The organism is Paraburkholderia sp. RL18-085-BIA-A (genome assembly GCF_046027075.1).
Classification (GTDB): domain Bacteria; phylum Pseudomonadota; class Gammaproteobacteria; order Burkholderiales; family Burkholderiaceae; genus Paraburkholderia.
This window is the reverse complement of the sequence record NZ_JARESU010000070.1, coordinates 25,957-45,646: the sequence shown is the minus strand read 5'-3', so window position 1 is coordinate 45,646 and position 19,690 is coordinate 25,957. Positions and strand designations below refer to the sequence as shown.

General features: G+C 60.5%; 17 protein-coding genes. 16 read left to right on the top strand and 1 reads right to left on the bottom strand.

Annotated features, from left to right (window positions below; all coding sequences use genetic code 11):
* From P0D89_RS33230 to P0D89_RS33205, 6 genes are all read left to right on the top strand, one after another.
* The coding region (locus P0D89_RS33230) for a DUF2345 domain-containing protein (protein WP_408377751.1) at positions 1-1,510 on the top strand (1,510 nt) is incomplete at its 5' end.
* Entirely contained in the window at positions 1,507-3,423 is a 1,917-nt protein-coding gene (locus tag P0D89_RS33225; RefSeq protein ID WP_408364262.1) for a phospholipase D-like domain-containing protein, read from the top strand. The genes P0D89_RS33230 and P0D89_RS33225, both read left to right, overlap by 4 nt.
* A 3-nt stretch (positions 3,424-3,426) precedes the next feature.
* Positions 3,427-4,707, top strand: a complete 1,281-nt coding sequence (locus tag P0D89_RS33220; RefSeq protein ID WP_408364264.1) for an SEL1-like repeat protein — start codon at positions 3,427-3,429, stop codon at positions 4,705-4,707.
* A 19-nt stretch (positions 4,708-4,726) separates the two neighbouring features.
* A complete protein-coding gene (locus tag P0D89_RS33215; RefSeq protein ID WP_408364266.1) occupies positions 4,727-5,140 on the top strand; it encodes a hypothetical protein in 414 nt (137 codons plus the stop codon).
* Positions 5,141-5,214: 74 nt separating this feature from the next.
* Positions 5,215-5,613 carry a hypothetical protein gene (locus P0D89_RS33210; RefSeq protein ID WP_408377749.1) on the top strand — a complete coding sequence of 133 codons (399 nt, stop codon included), beginning with the start codon at positions 5,215-5,217 and terminating at the stop codon, positions 5,611-5,613.
* A gap of 700 nt (positions 5,614-6,313) precedes the next feature.
* Positions 6,314-6,973 carry a cysteine hydrolase family protein gene (locus tag P0D89_RS33205; RefSeq protein ID WP_408364332.1) on the top strand — a complete coding sequence of 220 codons (660 nt, stop codon included), beginning with the start codon at positions 6,314-6,316 and terminating at the stop codon, positions 6,971-6,973.
* A 603-nt stretch (positions 6,974-7,576) separates the two neighbouring features.
* Here P0D89_RS33205 and P0D89_RS33200 read toward each other — a convergent pair.
* On the bottom strand, positions 7,577-8,377 hold the full coding sequence (locus tag P0D89_RS33200; RefSeq protein WP_408364268.1) for an N-acyl homoserine lactonase family protein: 801 nt from the start codon (positions 8,375-8,377) through the stop codon (positions 7,577-7,579).
* A gap of 184 nt (positions 8,378-8,561) precedes the next feature.
* Between P0D89_RS33200 and P0D89_RS33195 the strand changes: the two genes are divergently transcribed.
* From P0D89_RS33195 to P0D89_RS33150, 10 genes are all read left to right on the top strand, one after another.
* Positions 8,562-9,680: a LacI family DNA-binding transcriptional regulator gene (locus tag P0D89_RS33195; RefSeq protein ID WP_408364270.1), complete on the top strand. Its 1,119-nt coding sequence runs from the start codon at positions 8,562-8,564 to the stop codon at positions 9,678-9,680.
* A gap of 275 nt (positions 9,681-9,955) precedes the next feature.
* Complete coding sequence (locus P0D89_RS33190) at positions 9,956-10,735, top strand: SDR family NAD(P)-dependent oxidoreductase (RefSeq protein WP_408364272.1); 780 nt, start codon at positions 9,956-9,958, stop codon at positions 10,733-10,735.
* Positions 10,736-11,069: 334 nt separating this feature from the next.
* Positions 11,070-12,485, top strand: a complete 1,416-nt coding sequence (locus P0D89_RS33185; RefSeq protein ID WP_408364274.1) for an MFS transporter — start codon at positions 11,070-11,072, stop codon at positions 12,483-12,485.
* Between the two features lie 77 nt (positions 12,486-12,562).
* Entirely contained in the window at positions 12,563-13,987 is a 1,425-nt protein-coding gene (locus P0D89_RS33180; protein WP_408364276.1) for an MmgE/PrpD family protein, read from the top strand.
* On the top strand, positions 13,918-14,943 hold the full coding sequence (locus P0D89_RS33175) for an NAD(P)-dependent oxidoreductase (RefSeq protein ID WP_408364278.1): 1,026 nt from the start codon (positions 13,918-13,920) through the stop codon (positions 14,941-14,943). The genes P0D89_RS33180 and P0D89_RS33175 overlap by 70 nt, the downstream gene beginning before the upstream one ends.
* Positions 14,944-15,001: 58 nt before the next feature.
* The gene (locus tag P0D89_RS33170; protein ID WP_408364280.1) at positions 15,002-15,328 is read left to right on the top strand and encodes an NIPSNAP family protein; all 327 of its coding nucleotides are present in this window, start codon (positions 15,002-15,004) and stop codon (positions 15,326-15,328) included.
* A gap of 12 nt (positions 15,329-15,340) precedes the next feature.
* Complete coding sequence (locus tag P0D89_RS33165) at positions 15,341-16,231, top strand: NAD(P)-dependent oxidoreductase (RefSeq protein ID WP_408364282.1); 891 nt, start codon at positions 15,341-15,343, stop codon at positions 16,229-16,231.
* Between the two features lie 34 nt (positions 16,232-16,265).
* The gene (locus tag P0D89_RS33160) at positions 16,266-17,696 is read left to right on the top strand and encodes an aldehyde dehydrogenase family protein (RefSeq protein WP_408364284.1); all 1,431 of its coding nucleotides are present in this window, start codon (positions 16,266-16,268) and stop codon (positions 17,694-17,696) included.
* Positions 17,697-17,850: 154 nt separating this feature from the next.
* Entirely contained in the window at positions 17,851-18,246 is a 396-nt protein-coding gene (locus P0D89_RS33155; RefSeq protein WP_408364286.1) for a carboxymuconolactone decarboxylase family protein, read from the top strand.
* Positions 18,247-18,339: 93 nt separating this feature from the next.
* A complete protein-coding gene (locus P0D89_RS33150) occupies positions 18,340-19,689 on the top strand; it encodes an MFS transporter (protein ID WP_408364288.1) in 1,350 nt (449 codons plus the stop codon).
* Position 19,690 lies beyond the last annotated feature (1 nt).

The window sequence follows — 19,690 nt, the reverse complement described above, 5'->3', positions numbered from 1 at the left end:
CAAATACACCTACGGCTATCTGAATGCCGCCGGATATTACACCGTCCGTCTGGATGCCGATTTCGGCAACTGGCCGAATGGTGGCGAAAGCGTGCCGCTGCGTCTGGCGAAACCGTTCGCGGGCAAGCTGCAAACCGGCATGCACTTCGTCGCGCTGGATAACGACGAGGCCGTGATTTCCTTCCGGGACGGAGACCCGGACAAGCCCGAAATCACCGCGTTCCACCATCATAGCCAGGCGCGCGACCTGGTGACGAACGACCGCCGCTGGCTTTCGCGCAACGTGATCCGCACGCAGAAGAACAACAAGCTGCGCATGGAGGACTGGGCGGGCCAGGAAGGCATCAAGCTTAGCACCGAGCATTCGGGCAAGTCACAACTCAATCTTGGCTACCTAGTCGACAACAAACTGGAAAAGCGCGGCGAAGGCTATGAGCTTCGCACGTCCGGCTACGGTGTGAACCGCGCGGGCATGGGCCTGCATCTGACGGCCTACGACCGCCCCGGCGCCACTGGCAAGCAGCTCGACATGCAGGAGACCATCGCGCAGCTTGAGAGCGCGCTGGCGACCGCGAAGGCGCTGGCGGCGTCCGCCAGCAGCGCGAAGGCCGAGCCCGCTCATACCGGCGCACAGCAGCAGATGAAGGAAGATCTGGACGGCCTGAAAAAGCCGGGCCTGCTGATGAGCACGCCTGCATCGGCGGCGCTCGTGGCGGGCCAGGGCGTGCAGTTCGCTGCGCAGGGCGACATTTCGGCGGTGGCCGGGAAGAACGCCGACTGGAGTGTCCTGAATCGCTTCACTGTCGCGGCGGGTGAGAGGATTTCGCTGTTCGCGCAGAAGCTTGGAATCAAGATTTTTACGGCCAAAGGCCCCGTCGAGATACAGGCGCAGACAGATGGCATGTCGTTGATCGCGGATCAGGACCTTACGATGGCGAGCGTAAACGGCACGGTGCGCCTCTGCGCGAAGAAAGAACTCGCGCTCGAATCGGGTGGCGCGTTCATCCACATGAAGGACGGCAGCATCACCCTGGGCGGCCCACTCGACCTGTTCATCAAGACAATCACGGTCCAGAAGAAAGGCGCGGCGCCGCTGAACATGCCGCTTGACCTGGACCACCCAGCGCTCTCGAATATGCCGACCACGCCCCTGACGTTTTACGCAGGCGCATCGCCCGCCTCGCGGGCGGCGATTCCCGCGAACATGCCCTATAGCCTTTTCGCGGGCGGTACGCTGGTCAAGCAGGGCGTGATGGACGAAACCGGCTTGCTTCAGGTTGAACACCACCCCACCACGCAGCAATACACGCTCAAGCTCGCCAACGGCGCGAGCTACACGATACCCGTGGCCGACCAATACCGGGGCAACGCGGAAAACGGTGCGCTCGCCAATGGTGGCATTCACTTTTACGAAGGCAGGAGCGGCACGGATGCCAGTGCGGTGGATCGCGCCCAGCACCGCGCGAACTATGACGAACTGCTTAACCCGGAAACGGACGCCCGACCATGACCCAGCAACCAACCATTGTCGTCCCCATTGCGCTGTCCTGCACCCGAAGCGCCGTGATAACCCTGCCGTGGTTCGTGCAGCAGACGGAATACAGGCCGGACAAGGCGACGTACAAGCCACTTGTGAACGGCCACGACGCGTTCGGAGCGCTCTATGACGCCATCGACAAGGCGACGACGACTATTGATTACGTCTGTTGGGGTTTCCAGCCGTCTATGTATTTCAAACGCAATGGCGGCAAATCGCTGCGTATTGGCGATCTGCTCATCAGGAAGGCCAGGGAGGGCCGCAAGGTCCGCATCCTGTGCTGGCTCGATTCCGCCTGGATCGCGCAAATCGGCGAACAGGAGGTGCCGGGGTGGACCGAGGGGGCGCGGTTCATGACACAGAACGAGGATGCCCAGCAGATCGCCTACGACCGGAACTGGTATCACAACGCTCTGTTGCCGGCTGGCGGCAAACCTTCGGGGGCTGCACCAGCCGGATCGCAGATGTACACAGCACTCCGACAGGACCCGTATCAGATGTTCGGCTCGCAGTCCTTCAAGGAGATCGGCATCGAACTGGTGACGCGCGACTTCTCCCGGCACGACCGCCAGGAAATCATGTATCGCGAAAAGCTCATGCGCGGAAGCGGCAATGGTCCAACGCGCGGGACCATTGCCGCGTATGGCCTGGAACCATCCCATCATCAAAAGATGGTGCTGATCGACTACGAAGCGCCGGAAGTGGCGGTCGGCTTCGTAATGGGACACAACACGCTCGACGCCTACTGGGACGACGACGGGCACAGCTACGCGAAGAAAGCACCGAACCTGGGACGCAACGGTGCGACGCCACGGCAGGACATGTCGGCCATTGTGACGGGGCCGATCCTCGAAAGCCTGAACGACAACTTTTGCCGTGCATGGCAACGTGACGCAAAGGAAGATCTGCCCGCAAAGCGTAAGGCGTTGAAGGGGCAGTTCAAACTACGCAGCGAGTTCGGTATGCCCGTCATGGCGCAGATTACCCGCACGCAGTCCCAGGAGGGCGTGCGAAATATCAAGGCGCTCTATCTTCAGGCGGTCAACAACGCGACGAAATTCATCTACATCGAGAACCAGTATTTCCGCTGGCCGGACCTGGCCGAAAAGATCAAGAGTGCGGTGCAGGCACAGATCTGCGCCGGACGTAATCCGGCCACGCCGGTTCACCTGTTTGTTGTCACCAACGCGAACAAGGACGGTATCGGACAGGGGCCTGGAACGACCTACGACATGCTCAACAGCCTGGGTCGTGCCGACACCATTCCGACCATCGCACGGGAACAGCGCAACGACACGCTCGGCCCCGCATTACTGGATGCCCAGAAAGAGGTTACGGCGGCGAACACGCAGATGCGAAACGCGAGCAGCCCGCAGCAACAGGCCGACGCACAAAGCGCTATTGATACCGCACGCGCTAAGGAGGCCAAACTCCAGCAACAGTACGATGACAACCTCAATACGAGCAAGGCGGTTCTGCCCGAGCCGGTTCCGGGTCTCAAGGTTCACGTCTGCTCGCTGGTAGCACCTGACTCGCCTGCGGGCAGTCCTTGGATGCCCGTCTATGTCCACAGCAAGGTCATGATTATCGATGACGTCTTTCTCACGCATGGCTCGGCCAACGTCAACCGGCGCAGCATGGAGGTGGACAGCGAACTGAACATCTGTCACGAACGGATGGACGTGACGCAGCCGCTGCGCAGGCATCTGTGGACTATTCATACCGAAGCGATCAAAGATGCTGCATCAGACTCAATTGAACTGGCAGCCCAAGGGTGGGAAAACATTATTAGTCGGAATGCGGGAAAACAGAGAAACAGTGAAACACCACTTGCATCGCTTGTCGGCTTCATGTGGACATCGGCGAGCCGCTTGAGACTGGACTAGCCGATGAAACGAGACGCCGCTGCCGCGATGTGCCTGGCGCTCCTGCTGTGCGCCTGTTCAAACAAGGATAATCCGATGCCCTCTCAAGCCGACATAAGCGCCGTGCGTGCGAAACTGGCCTTTACCTGTGTCCACGAGGCTAACCATCTGCCGCCGCTCGACCCGCAGGCCGATGCGCTTTTCCAGTATGCCCTGTTCCTCGAAAAGAAACCCGGCCCGAAAGATTTCAATGCTGCTGCCCCCTACTACCGGATCGCCGCCGCGTATGGTCATTACAAGGCCAATCACAACCTGCAACTGCTGGTGTCCACCGGACAGGCATCGTCTCCTCACGCGGCCACGGAAACGATTGACCTGGCCGAACAGTTGATCGCTGCGGGCATCCCTGGCGGCTACTACGACATGGGTCATTACCTCGAACTCGGCTATGGCGTGAAGCAGGACGAGAGGAAGGCGCGGATTTATTTCCGCAAGGCTGCGGACCTAGGCAGTCCCGAGGCGCAGTATTACGTGGGTGATTTGCTTTCAGGTAAAGATCATGCTCCAGACATCTCGCGGCAGATGATGGAATGTGCAGTCGATCAGGGATATGGCAAGGCTGGCAGCTATCTGGGTATCGACCTGATGGACAGCAAACTCTATGCAGAAGCAGTCAAGGCGTTCCAGAAGGGCGTGCAGGTCGGGGACGCCCAGTCTGGATCGTTCCTGAAGTATGGTTTCGACACGAGTCCCTCGGACGAGATGTATTACGTAGGCCAATCTAATGACGCCGAGCGATCACGTAGATACGGACTCGTCTGGGAATTTCTCAATGCCAATGACGGTCGCAACCCGAAGGTGCCGGACATCGACCAGATCGTACCACTGCCGCCCGCGAAGCTGCCGCCGTGGGACGGTACGTTCCAGTGGCAGAAGGAACAGGATGCGGCTAAGCCACCGCAGAAACCTGCCGAAGCGCTAGTCACAAGACTGGCCCGCGAGAAGAATCTCGATCCGGCAACGGGGCTGCCCGTTGCGCCCGTCAAAAGCGCGAAGGATATGCGTGTGCCGTTGGGGACGGTTGCCCGCACGGGGCAAGTATGCCCGCAAGACGGGCTCTGGACTGTGCGGCAATTCGCGGACGTTTCCTATGATGCGACGCGCCGCTTGAGGAAAGGCGAAACGATGCCGCAGCTTGTCATGAACGATCCTCGTCCCATTCCAGGCCTCGACGCGCTATTCGGCATGCGCAAGCATCGAAGCGACAGGGAATGGACCCTGAAGGCTTACATCGACCAGGCGTAGGGCGACGGAGGAAGCTCACGTGTGCAATCGCGATACAAAGAAAATCAGGATGGCTGCGCTACCTGCGCTGATACTCGCCCTGTTCCCGCTTACCAGTCGAGCCGACGTGGGTAGTTTGGCCGGTGTTGTCCTGATCGCTTTCTGGATTGCCCTGGCGATCTGGTCCGCGCTGACCTTGGGAGTTTTCCTGCTTCTTCGTCGCAGGACGGTATTCACTAGATTTGCGGCGACAGCGCTGTTCTTCTTTGCGCCAGTGCTGCTGGTGGCGGGAATGTGGTTCGGGGAGGAATTGCAGTATGAACATTATGTCCAGGCAAGAGAGAGAACATTGGTGTCCCGCTCGCCGTTCCAGGCGCTGTCGAGCAAGTCACACCTTGCGCCCTTCAGGTGCTCTGTAAACCTGTCCAATAATGAGGGAGACGAGATGTTGTAGAGGCATGCGCGTTTTCCCTACCGACGCAACGTGGAGCCTCAAGGCTTATACCGACGAGACAGCATCGATCATGTATGAAGCCGTTGACCATTGAAGAAATGCAGGCCATTGCGGCGGCACGGGGTGGCCGGTTCCTGTCGAAGGAGTACGTCAACAGCCATACGCCGCTCGAATGGGAGTGCGCCAGGGCCACTGGTGCCCACGCTGCGCGTATGACCGGCAACGCGGCACACTGGAGCAAATGCGTGCGCTCGCAGCCAGCCGGGATGGCGAATGCCTGTCGGAACACTATGTTGACTCCAACACACACCTGCGGTGGCGTTGTGAGCGTGGGCATGAGTGGGAATCACCGCCGCGCGTTGTGCGGGGCCACTGGTGCCCCGAATGTGCATGGCTTGCCCGAAGCAAAGAAAGGGGCAAGGTTCGCAAGTATCTTCCAGCCACAATCCGGTAACTCGCCGTTATCCATTTGAGCGCGGCTCGGTGCGCGTCGAGATATGAACCTGGCAGGCCCATGCCGAATGGTGCCTGTCCGTGACCTGATACAGGACGGCCCGGAGTCATCTCCCGGACGATTCGGGAGTATGTAAGATGCGGCTTTCCGCGAAGTCGCCGCAACTTCCCCACTGTAGTCGCATGCAGAGCCGCTCGCAGCAAGGCTCAGCGGCTCCACGGTTTTCGAGCAATCGGAGAATGTGCAAATCGTTGATCAATAAGGGATTTCAGGATCAAACCGCCAGAAATTGCACGAAAGGTACGATTACCCCGACTAGTGGGCCGGAGTTGGTCTGCGCAGCGTAGTGGCGAGGCGCCGGCGAAGTCGCTGGCGCATCGTTGAGCGGCGTCCATTCGAGGCTCAGTTAGAGTGAGATGGCAGTGCGTCACTACGTGGATCGAGGTAGCGAATCGTGTGAGAATGCGAGTCATCGCGCTGAAAGCCTTGCCAGACTTGAAATTGATCGCGTTTTCCGTTTATTCCTGACGGCGGACGATGCGAGGCTCGCGTGATCGCCATTTTCCGAAGACGGCTGCACAGAAGGCCAGAAGTAAGGGGTGCTAGAGGCGGTGCCACCCACCGCATGTTCGGCCACGGCGACCACATTTTGTGTTTCAAGACTTCGCCGCATGATGGTCATGAAAAAGCGATCGTCTTTTCCTTGTCGCGGAGCCCATATGTCGCCACGGAATGAATCTGGATCCATCGATCCCGCAGATCATCATCGACCGGGCGCGGGACGCGCCACCTCCGCGCCGGGCGTGAACACGCGGATTCCGGTGATCGTGCCAGCGCAAACCGCTCTGGTGGTCATGCATTATCAGACGGATATCCTGGGGCTATTTCCATCGGTCGCCGCCACTTTGCTCGCCAATACGCGCAAGCTGTGCGACGCTGCGCGGGCAAAAGACGTCCGTGTCTATTTCGCCAAGATCCAGTTCGGTCCAGGCTATCCGGAAGTCAGTCCGTTAAACAAGAACGGGCAGGGGATCAAGCAACTCGGCCTTTTCATCGACGACAAGATCGCGCCGGAACTCGGCCAGCAGGCCAACGAGCCACTCATCATCGCCCATCGTGCCAGTGTGTTCTTTGGTACCGATCTGCAGGCGCGGCTTTCCGCGCAGGGTATAGAGACGCTGGTCATGGTGGGCATAGCGTCGACCGGTGTCGTGCTGTCGTCGATTGCGTACGCGAGCGACGCAGACTTCCGCTTGTTAACGGTCAAGGATTGCTGCTACGACCCGGATCAGGTCGTGCACGATCATCTATTTTCTACAGCGTTCGATTCGCGCACCACGGTGCTCTCGCTCGCCGATGCCTTATTGTTGCTCGCCTAGGGCGAGCCGCGCGAGGCGCTGGACCAACCCGCCGATGTTCTGACACATGGACGCGCCGCGGCATCTTCGCTGACGTCCACGAATCGGTTTACGCGATCACGTTGAATTGCACGGGGTTGAAAAGGAGACTTTCTGCGTATCGGCGAGAGCGTCCACAGAGCGAAGACTCCGAATGATGTTCCCTGGCCCGGTTACACGCGCATCGCGCGCGCTCCGAAAGCGGCCGTACGGTCGCGTTTGCGATCGTGTGGCCGCAATCTGGCTTTAGGTGCACGAAAACGACGATCACCTCCACTTAGGCCATAACGACTACGGCGAAGCAATGGCCCAAGCTGTAAATCTGATGCGAAGTCTCGGGCGGCGCAGTTCGACCCAGAAGCAGATCTTGACGACGTGTCCGTCGAGGTCTGCTCAGGGGGGCGAACTGCCGTCCAATATTAGACTTGCCGAGGCGTTCATCTGCCATGGCGAGCAGTTGATTGTCGTTCGGCTTACCCCATCGCGGTGTGCACGTGCGCATAGCGTGCCTGCGCCGCACATGCGTGAACGCCTCCCGGCGCACAGGATGAGCGCTCGATTTTCAACGCCGAACGAGTCGCACGCTTAGCGTGGAGCAGCGTCGAGCCGAACGATCCAGCCGTCGGTCTCCCTGTTCTCTGCCGGATAACGTGTCAGTACCGCCGGGTCGTGGCCAGGCACAACGTGTTGCGCAGAGTCCGCCAGTTCGTGCACGCGACGGTAGCCTTCGATCATGTCGCCCACGTTGTAAACGGCCGGGAATGGGCGGTTCTGCTCCATGTTCGCGTAAAGATGCGACGCGTCGGAAGCAAGCACGACCCAGCCGCGCTCGGTGTGCACACGCACTACCTGCAGACCGTCGGTATGGCCGCCGACCCGATGCACGCTCAAGCCCGATGCGATATTCGATGCGCCGTCGTGAAACGACACGCGACCTTCGAAAACGCGACCCACCATCGATTTGACATCCTCAGGGTTGAACGGATGATTCAGCGCGCCGTGGCACATACAGCGACCTGTGCAATACGCCATTTCGCGATCCTGCACGTGGTAGCGCGCCTTCGGGAATAGCGAGCGGTTGCCGGCGTGGTCATAGTGCATGTGCGTGACAATGACATCTTCGACCGTCTCAGGGCGGATGCCGATTGCGCCAAGCCCTTCCTCGACGGAATGAGTGATGATGCGACCGCGCTGCGCTCCTACTTCGGCGTCGAATCCTGTGTCGACGAGGAAGGTGCGACTGTTGCCGACCACCGCCCACACGAAATAGTCGAGCGGCATGTTCACATCGTGCGGGTCGCCGCCAATGAAGTTATCGCGGGCGGGGCGGTCGTGGTGTGCATACTTGATCGCGAAAATCTTGTAGCTTTCGGGTGCGTCTGTCATGGCAGCTGTCTCCTGTTCCCAAGATATGATAGCGCTATCATATCAGGCAGAAACCGACTCGTGTTGCGTTGTTGTGGGCACGAGTCGAACGGTGTTCTGGGATAACTGGATGCCGCGAAAGCGTACGGAACTCCACATGGCATACGCTACAATTCTCCATCGAACTGAAGAGCTGGATGGGTGAGTGAAAAAGCGTGTGGCGGCCGTCGACGACGGGAAGATCGGGTTGGCCGACGGGCCGGCAGGCGGAGTGAAGAAGGCGTCGAAAGTCGGCGCGAGCGTGGGCAAGACCCGTCCGGGCGGCCAGGCCGTACGCATGGTCGACGTTGCCAAGGCAGCGAATGTGTCCTTGATGACTGTGTCGCGCGCGCTCAAGGAGCCCGAACTGTTGTCGGAGGAAACCCGCAAGCTGGTGCTTGATACGGTCCGGCGAATCGGCTACGTGCCGAATCACATCGCATCGAACCTCGCATCGGCCCGTTCGAATGTCGTTGGCCAGATCGTCCCGAGCATCCAGAACTCTCTGTATTCCCACAGCATCAAGGGTTGCGCGGACGTCCTCCGCACGGCAGGCGTGCAGCTTCTGCTTGCCGACAGCGGCTATTCGCTCGAAGAAGAAGAGGCGTTGATCGATGCGTTCCTTGCCCAGCGCGTGTGCGGCCTCGTGCTGCACAACACCGTACATACGCCGCGTGCCGCCCAGATGATCCGCGCCGCCGGCATTCCTGTCGTCGAAACGGGCGACCTGGCGCGTACGCCGATCGACATGGCGGTCAGCTATTCCAACTTCAACGCGGCGAAGGAGATGACTCTGTACCTGGCTGGACGTGGGTATAAGTCGATCGGATTTGTCTGCCTGACCACCAGGATCAACATGCGCGCCCGCGAGCGTCTGAAGGGCTATCACGCTGCGCTCACTGCGCTTGGCCGCGAGCGCAACCTTGGCCTTGTACGCGAAGTGGAGGGCGGTTTGACCTCCGGCGCACATGCGATGGTAGACATGATGCAGCGTGCGCCTGAAGTGGACGCGATCTTCTTCGCGGGCGACGTACTCGCTGTCGGCGCGCTTTTCGAAGCGCAGCGGCGTAACTGGAAGGTGCCTGAGCGCATCGCAATTGCTGGCTTCGACGATCTCGACATTTTGCGGCACACGGTGCCGCGGCTGACTTGTCTGAATCTGCCTCGCCTCGAGATCGGCCGGCGCAGCGCCGAAGCGCTGCTGCAAAGAATGCGCAGCAATGAACCAGCCGTGCCGACGAGGCTCGATCTAGGTTTCGAAATCATCCAGCGTGAGAGCACCTGAAGCAAGCACGTTCAAGGGTGGAAAAATCGAAGGGGCGCAAGTTGCGCCCCTTTTTTTGCGTCCGCCGAACGCCTCGTCGGACCGTCTTGCGGTGCCTGCTCGACAACGCTGTAGCTGGTTTCCCTCTGACCTCGACGTACCTGTCCGGGGCAACGCCCGATATTGCAACGCCTCATCTTTTCAGTTAAGTTAGCGCTATCATTTATGCGGCCGCGAGCGATTACGCTTCGCTACGGCCTCGCAACAGACACGCTTGTCGACAGGGAAAATGCAAAATGAAGGGGAGAATCGCACTCGTAACGGGCTCGTCGCATGGGCTGGGTCTTGCGATGGCCAATGCGCTCGCGGCCGCTGGTTGCCGGGTCGTGCTGCATGGAATCGAAACGCTTGAGCAGGTCGAGCCGATCCGCGCGGAATTCGAGCAGACGCATGGTTATCGTGCCGATTATCTGCAGGCGGACCTTGGCGATGCGCGAGCCGTCGAACGGATGATGTTCGAAACGATTGCGCGCGTTGGCACAATCGATGTGCTGATCAACAACGCAGTGGTGCGTCATTTCGCGCCCATCGAAGAGTTTCCAGTCGACAAATGGGACGAGGCGCTATCGGTCAATCTAAGTGCCGCCTTCCATGCAATCCGCCTGGCGTTGCCAGGCATGCGGGAGCGCGGCTGGGGCCGGATCTTCAATATGACGTCGGTGTACGGTATGCGCGGCACGGTGAATCGCGTTGACTACGTGACGACCAAATCCGCGCTACTCGGGCTCACACGCGCGGTCGCCGCGGAAACGATGGGACAGGGCATCACTTGCAATGCTATCTGCCCAGGCGCCGTGCACACGCCGACGAGCGAAAGTCGTATTCAGGCGCTAATGGAGAGCCAGGGGCTGGACCGTGACGCAGCGATCGAGCGCTTTCTGACGGGCAAGCAGCCGACCGGCCATTTCGTCGAGGCGTCGCATGTTGCTGATCTGGTGGTGTTTCTATGCGGTGATGCGGCAGCACAGATGACAGGCGCAATGCTGCCCGTCGAAGGTGGCTGGCTGGCAATTTAACTTCCGCCCCGCCTAACGGACGGAGACTCTTCCTGCGCGGCGGCCATGTCTCGCCCGTTGCCCAACTTCCCGACCCACGCTGCTTCCTGTAGACCGATTTTGAGTGACTTGCATCAGGGGTCGTTCAGCGCCGCTACACTCGGCAACGGACTCTCGCTTGAGACCGGATTCATGCGCCGCAACACGAACAGGATTCCCACAGGTTGCAATTCACCCTTGACTGATTGTATGACAGGAATATAATTGGTTTTGCTGTTAGCGCTCACATTCACTGGGCGGTGACGGCGCCAGAGGCTGCGAAACTAGAACAACGAAGTTGACGGAGACAGCATCCATGCAGAACCAAGCGAGTATTGGATACAGACTGGACAGCTTGCCGCTGTCCGGCTATCACTGGCGGTTGCTCGGGTTAATCGCTGCGGGCATGTACTTCGATTCCTTCGATATCTACATTGCGGGGACCGTGCTCGCCGCAATGATCCATAGCGGCGAATCGACCCTGAAGCTCAATGCGATCTTCGTGTCCGTCACCTTTATCGGCATGATGTCGGGCGCGTGGTTGTCAGGCCTTCTCGGTGACCGTTTCGGGCGCCGGTTCTGCTACCAGTTCAATCTCGGAATCTACGGCTTCGCGTCGATCGCAGCGGCATTCGCGCCGTCCATGCACTGGCTGATTTTTTTCCGCCTGGTGATGGGAATCGGTATGGGCGCCGAAATCGTGGTTGGCTACGGCACGCTGAGCGAGTTCATTCCGGCTGCATGGCGCGGCCGCTTCGGCACCATCCTCAATCTGATCATCAACACATCGCTCTTCTTGTCGACGTTCCTCGGTTGGTTGATCGTGCCGCAATATGGGTGGCGCTGGATGTTCGCAATCGCGGGTTGTGGTGCGCTGGTCGTGTGGTTTCTGCGTAAGTCGATGCCGGAGTCGCCACGTTGGCTGGCTTCGCGCAATCGTGCCGCTGAGGCAAACGAGATCGTGTCGGGTATCGAAGCGGCGTGCGGCGTTGATTCAGCCACGGCTATCTCGGCTGCCGCACAGCAGCCGTACCGTGCGGATGCGCCGGATAGCGGTCGTCTCGGCGATCTCTTCACGCGTCGCCTGCTAGCACGCACTGTTACTGGTATCACCGTGCTGGTCGGACTTTTCATCGTCAACTACGCTTTCGTCAGCTGGATTCCGACGTTCCTGGTCAAGCAGGGCCACAGCGTGTCGAACTCGCTTGGCCTGACGGCCATCATGTTCGCCGGAGGCCCGATCGGCTCGATGATTGCTTTCGCGCTTGCGGAACGCGTTGGCCGTAAGTGGGGCATCGTCCTGTTCTCGCTGATCTGCGCGGGTTTCGGCACAGCCTATCCGTTCGCGCAATCCGAAGTGGCGATTGCTGCGCTTGGCTTTGCGATCACCTGCTGCATTTACGTATTGTCGTCGTTTAGCGTGGCAACCTATGTACCCGAACTGTTCCCGACCGAGCTGCGTTTGCGCGGATCGGGCGTGTCGAACACGGTAGGGCGAGCGGTCAGCATCGCTGTGCCGTACGCCGTAGCATGGGCATTCACGGGCTTCGGCATCGCAGGTGTATTAACGTTGATTGTCGGCACGTTGCTGATACAGGCATTGATCGTGGGCGTGCTCGGCACTGAAACCCGGCGGCGTTCGCTCGAATCGATTGCCGCTGAAGTCAGCGACATGGTCGATGTGTCCGGCAACGCGGTCAACGCCCGCACGGCCTCGGCGACCAAGCCGTAAGCGTGGACCGCGCGGTGGATCTGCATAAGACGATCCAGTGAATCAAACGAGTATTCCGGCAAAGGATAACCCAGCACATGGCAGCGCAGGCAGACGGCAGCTTCAGCCAGACGGGCACGAACAGCGAGGCGGGACACGCGACGCAGCGGCTCGCGCAATGGGTCGGCGACACGACGTGGGACGACGTGCCGGCCGTCGTGCGTCACGAGGCGAAGCGCGCGCTCGTCAACTATGTAGCCGTAGCTCTGGCTGGCTGTACCGACCCAACGCTCGACAAGGCAGTGCGCAACTATCAGCGTTTTAGCGCAGGGCAGAGTTCGAGCCTGATCGGTCGCGGCGAGCGCATCGACATGCTGAACGCGGCGGCGCTCAACGCAATGAGCGCGAACGTGTTCGACTTCGATGACACGCATATCCCGACGATCATCCATCCGACCGCGCCCGTTGCTGCCGCACTGTTCGCGCTCGTCGAGTCGCTCAAGGACAGTTACCCCCATGCCAGTGCAATGACGGGCGCAGCGTTGCTACATGCGTTCGTCGTTGGTGTCGAAGTGGAGTGCCGGATCGGCAATGCGGTTTCTCCTGAGCACTATCAGCGTGGCTGGCATATCACGTCGACCTGCGGCGTGTTCGGTGCGGCAGCTGCGATTGCGAAGGTGCTGGGTCTGAGCGCACAACAGATAGTATGGGCATTGGGCAACGCGTCAGCGCAGGCCGGTGGTCTCGTGGAGACGCTCGGGACGATGTCGAAGAGCATCGGCGTCGGCAACGCCGCACGCAACGGTCTGCTGTCAGCGCTGCTTGCTGCCGACGATTTCTCCGGTCCCGATTCACCTCTCGAAGGCGCGCGCGGGTTCCTGCGCGTCACCGCGGCGAGGCCGGATGTCGATGCGTTGACTCGCGATCTCGGCCACGAGTGGGCGCTACTGTCGAACACCTACAAGCCTTATCCGTGCGGTGTGGTGCTCAACCCGGTGATTGACGCCTGTCTCGATCTTCGCCGCGACGCACGTTGGACGCTCAATGACGTCGAGCGTGTCGAGTTGACCGGGCATCCGTTGCTGCGTGAACGTACCGACCGGCCTAATGTGCGCACCGGTCGCGAATCGCAGGTTAGTGCGCAGCATGCGGTAGCTGTCACGCTGGCGACGGGCAAAGCAGGTCTTGCTGAATTCAGCGACAGCGCAGTGACGGACCCATCGCTGCGCGTGTTCGGCACGCGGCTGCGCTTCATCGACGACGCATCGTGGCCGGTCGAGTCTGCGCAGGTCGTCGTCGTGCTGCACTCGGGCGAGATCGTATCGCGGCGCATTCACGCGGCGCGCGGCAGTCTGGCGGCGCCGCTTGCCGACGTCGAACTCGCGTCGAAGCTGCGCGAACTGGCCGCCTTTGGCGGCTCGGGCATCGCACCGCAGCCGCTCATCGACGCGCTATGGCGCTTCGACAGCGAAACGGATGCCGCGGCGCTCATGCGGCTCGCGCACGCAGCCCGAGACGCATAAAGAAACAGTATATCGATACGGATTCCAAACGAACGAGGAAAGTCATGTCAAGCAGCGGTCAAGGAAACAATACTATCGGTTTTGTCGGTGTGGGTGTGATGGGAAGGCCCATGGCGCGTCGTCTCATCGAGGCGGGTCATTCGCTCGTCGTGTTCGATCGCGACGCGCAGGCGGTCGCGGAACTGACGGCAATCGGTGCGCGTGCGGCGAAATCCGTGCGGGACGTGGCCGACAACGCGCGCATCGTGTTGACGAGTCTGCCCACGCCTGCGATCTTCAAGCAAGTCGCGCTTGGCGACGGCGGGCTGATCGAGGGAGGAGCGATCAAGATTCTCGTTGACCTGTCGACCGTCGGTTCGCGTACGGAAAAAGAAGTGGCGGACGGCCTGCTCGCAAAAGGCATCGACACTGTCGATGCGCCAGTGAGTGGCGGTGCCGCGGGCGCGAAGAAGGGAACGCTCGCCATCATGATGGCCGGCAAGCCGGATGTGCTCGATCAGGTGCGCAACCTTTTCGAAGTGCTCGGCAATGTTTTTGTCGTTGGCGACCAGCCGGGCCAGGGGCAGCTGCTCAAGCTATTGAACAACATGCTGTCGTCGACGGCATTTGCCATCACGTCGGAAGCCTTCGTCGCCGGCATGCGCGGCGGTCTCGACCCGGAAGTGATGATGTCGGTGATCAATTCGGGTAGCGGCAAAAACGGCGCGACGATGGATAAATTCCCGAAGCACGTGCTGCCGGGAACCTTCGACTTCGGCTTTCCAGTCGGCAGTGTATGCAAGGACATCGGGCTTGCGGTCGACGAGTGCCAGGCGCTCGGCGTGCCGATGTGGGTCGGCAGTGTCGCGCGTCAGGTCTGGAATTACGCTGCGATGCAGGACGGCTCTAAGCGCGACATGACCGAACTCGTCAAATACGTCGAACGCTGGTCGTCGGGCGACGGCCTCGCGGACTAGAACCGCTATCGGAAAGACTCATTGGCTACGGCCACTCACATCGGGAACGGAGACATACATGATCGTTGAAATGCGTATTTACCACTGTGCGCCGACGCGTCTGCCAGCGCTGCTCGAGCGCTTCACGTCGACCACACTTGGCTTTTTCGAAAAGCACGGCATCGAACAGATTGGCTTCTGGACGACGCTGATCGGTCCAAGCAATCACGCGCTGACGTATATGGTGAAGTGGGAAAGCCTGGCCGAGCGCGAGCAGAAGTGGAACGCTTTCCAGGCCGATCCGGACTGGATCACCAAACGAGCGGCGACAGAAGCCGACAGGCCGATCGTTGAACGCATCGAGAACCATTTCCTCACGCCAACCGCGTTTTCGGCGCTGCGCTAGGAGCGATATTTCATGACACAACCCAAACGGATCGGTTTCATCGGTCTCGGCATGATGGGCGCACCGATGGTGCAGTGCCTGCGCAAGGCCGGTTTCGAACTGTTCATCGACGATGCCGACGCCGCCCGTGCCGACATGTTGGCTGATCAGATGGGCGCGCAACGGCTGAATGCGGACAATGCCGAATCCCTCGACGCCTTGATCACCATGCTGCCCACCTCCGCGATCGTCGAAGCCGTGGTGCTGGGTGAAGATGCCGGCAACGGCTGGGCCGCGCGGCTCGCGAAGGGCGCCGTGGTGATCGACATGAGTTCGTCGGAACCAGAACGTTCGCGTGAACTCGGCAAGACGCTCGAAGCACTCGGCCTCGCGTATCTGGATGCGCCCGTGTCGGGCGGCGTCAAGCGCGCGAAGGAAGGCACGCTGGCAATTCTCGTCGGTGGCGCTGCGGACGTGCTCGCGCGTTGCAGGCCGCTGCTCGACACAATGGGCACTGGCGTGCTGCATATCGGCGCGGCGGGCGCCGGGCATGCAGCCAAGGCGCTCAACAACTATGTGTCGGCGGCGGGGCTTGCGGCCACGGTCGAGGCGCTGCAGATCGCGAGTCGCTTCGGTATCGAGCCGGAAGTGATGACGGACGTGCTCAATGCGTCTTCGGGCCGCAGCAATACCTCGGAAAACAAGGTCAAGCAGTTCATGTTGAGCGGCACTTTCGCTTCTGGTTTCGCGCTGCAATTGATGAACAAGGACCTGAAGATTGCCCGCGCTCTAGCGCAGGCAGTCGATCATCCCATGACGTTCGGCGCGACGTGTACGGAGGTATGGGACGAGGCGGCGCAGCGTTCTACACCCGCTACCGACCACACCGAGATGTACCGCCTCCTGCCGGGCGCAGCATCCTGAGCCTGTCTCTGATTCATTGATTCCGGAGTCCGTTATGTCACGTGCAGCACAGTTTTATATCGATGGACGTTGGGTCGAGCCCGCATCTGCTGTCTGGTTCGACATCGTCGATCCGTCGACGGAAATGCCGTTTGAAAAGCTTGCAATGGGCAACGCCGATGATGTCGATCGCGCAGTCGTGGCTGCGCGCCGGGCATTTCCTGCCTGGTCGGCGACGAGCGTGCCCGAACGTATCGCGCTGCTCAAGCGCATCATCACGATCTATGAGCGTCGCTACGACGAATTCGCCGAGATCATGCGTCAGGAAATGGGCGCACCCATCACGTTCGCCCGCAACGGCCAGGCGATGCGCGGCCCTGCGCATCTGAATGCGCTGATCGATGTGCTCGAACGCTTCGAATTCGAAGAACAGCACGGCAGCACGCGCGTGGTGCTCGAACCGATTGGTGTGTGCGGCCTGATCACGCCGTGGAACTGGCCCGTCAACCAGATCGTCGTCAAGATTGCGCCGGCGCTCGCGGCCGGCTGCACGATGGTGCTCAAGCCAAGCGAATATTCGCCGCTAAGTGCATTGCTGTTTGCCGAAGTGCTCGATGAAGCAGGCGTGCCTGCGGGCGTATTCAATCTCGTCAACGGCGACGGGCCGGGTGTCGGCGCTGCTATCGCGAGCCATCCGGATATCGACATGGTCTCGTTCACCGGCTCGACTCGCGCCGGCGTGCTGGTCGCACAGTCGGCGGCGGAAACCGTCAAACGCGTCGCGCAGGAACTCGGTGGCAAGTCGGCCAACATTCTGCTCGATGATGTCGATCTGGATCAGGCCGTCACACGCGGCGTCGCCGGCTGCTTCACGAACTCTGGACAGTCGTGCTCGATTCCGACGCGCATGCTGGTGCCGCGTCATCTCATGAACGATGCCGCGCAGATCGCGAAGCGTGCCGCGCAAGCGTATCGGATTGGACCGACCGATGACCCGTCGACGCAGCTTGGGCCGCTCGTCAACGCAAACCAGTTCAAGCGGGTGCAGGCACTGATCCAGACCGGCATCGATGAAGGCGCGCGCCTCGTCACGGGCGGCACGGGCCGGCCAGACGGCATTACTAAGGGCTATTACGCACGCCCGACTGTATTCGCCGACGTCACGCCCGAAATGACCATCGCTCACGAGGAAATTTTTGGGCCGGTGCTATCGATGATTCCGTACGACACCGAAGAGCAGGCAATCGGGATTGCGAACGGCACCGACTACGGTCTCGCGGCGTATGTGCAATCGGCGGACGTCGCGCGGGCGCGCCGGGTAGGCCGCGCACTGCGCGCGGGCGGGGTGCACCTGAACTATCCGCCCACCGATTTCGGCGCGCCATTTGGCGGTTATAAGCGCTCGGGCAACGGCCGTGAATGGGGCGAGGCCGGCCTGCGCGAGTATCTGGAGACAAAGGCGCTAGTGGGCTACGGCGCGGATTGAATTGCAACGTGACGCATGCAAGTCTGTAGTCACGCCAAAAAAAATTTCGGCGCAAAGACTGTCCGACAATCATTCAGGCAGTCAATGACGATCGGGATCGGACGCGCGTGAGTCAACCCTATTCGCAATCAGTTTGAACCACAGAGGAAACATGATGGACACCAATGACCGCTTCAACAAAGGCTTTGAGAATCGCAAGGAGGTACTGGGCGCCGCGCACGTCGAAAAATCGTGGGCGAATGCCGATGACTTTAACCGGCCGATGCAGAAGTTCGTCACCGAGAGCTGCTGGGGCGACATCTGGGGTGATCCGACGTTGTCCTTCAAGACACGCAGCATGCTGAATCTCGGCATGTTGACGGCGATGAGCCAGCACCACGAATTGTCGGTGCACGTGAAGGGCGCGTTGCGCAATGGTGTCAGCAAGGAAGAAATCCGCGCAGTGCTGATGCAGGCCGCCGCCTACTGCGGCGCACCGCTCGCGCTCGCGGCGTTCCGCGTCGCGAGCGACGCGATCAAGGCCTACGAAGCGGAAGCGGCCGCCGCCTGACGCGGCAACACACTGCAGACAGCCAACAGCACACGGGGCTGCGCAAGGAGAACTCGCGCCGCAAAGCAGTGCGAACAACGAACGGAGACAGGCATGAAAGCGTTGACTGCGAATGACGTTGTAACGGCGGAGAACGATCAGTCGATTGAATCGAGGAGGCGCAACGCCATCAAGGGTGCGTTCTTCTCTGAATTCATCGACATGTTCGATATCTATCTGCCGGTGGTGGTGTTGTCACCGGTGCTCGGCTTTTTCCAGCCGCCGCACCTTTCGGCCGGCATGGAGACCATCCTCGCGTCGCTGGTATTTATCACGACGCTCCTCGGCCGGCCGGTCGGGGCGTTGCTGTTCGGCATGATCGCGGACCGCGTCGGCCGGCGCAAGGCTTCGATCTGGTCGGTGTCGGGTTTCGGCGTGGTGACGCTGCTAATCGCGTTGCTGCCCGGCTACGAAACCATCGGCATCGTGTCGTACTGGCTGCTGGTGCTGCTGCGTTTCGTCGACGGGATTTTTCTGGGTGGCGGCTACACGGGCGCGATGCCGCTGGCGATCGAGTATTCGAAGAAAGAGCAGCGCGGTTTCGTTGGCGGTTTCATCATCGCCGGCTTTCCGGCCGCATACGTGACGATCAACCTCGTCGCAATGCTGATGTTCGTGCTGTTTCCGCTAAACGGCATGCACTCGCCGTATGCGCAATGGGGCTGGCGTATTCCGTTTGTACTCGGCGCGGCGCTCGCCGGGCTGCTGACGATGTACTACGTGCGCAAGGTCTCCGAATCGGAGATCTGGAAGAGCGAAGCCGCTGACAAGGCAGCCGTCGCCGAAAAGCTGCCGCTCTCCGATCTGCTGCGCGGCAAGAGCGGGCGCAACCTCCTGCAGGTTCTGGTGATGATGACGGGTTTCTGGCTCACGCAAAACATCATCACGATTTTCCTGCCGACGGGCCTGCTGGTGAAGACGCTGCATCTGACCGGCTTCCAGATGACCGCGACGCTCATGCTCACGTACTTCGTGCTGTTTTTCAGCTACATCGGTTCGGGACTGATCGCGCAGCGCATCGGGCGGCGCCGTTTCTTCGTGATCGTCGGTCCGCTGATCGCCACGGTTGGCGCAGCGCTGCTGTACGTGCTGGCGAATGTCGATGGGCTGTCGCTGTCGACCATCATGCTGCTGGTGTGTGTGCTCGCGGTGCTCGTCACGTCGCCGTGGGGTGTGATCGTCACGTACATCAACGAGCGTTTCGTGACGGATGTGCGCGCCACCGGCTTCGGCGTCGGCTTCAGTCTGTCGGTGATCATCCCTTCGTTCTACGCGTTCTATATGAACTGGCTCGGCGCTTTCATGCCACTGCGGCTGACATCGGTCGTGCTGCTGTGCGTGGGCGGCCTGGTCGGCATGGTCGGTGCGCTGATGGGCCCGGAAACGAAGGATGTGGATTTCTAAT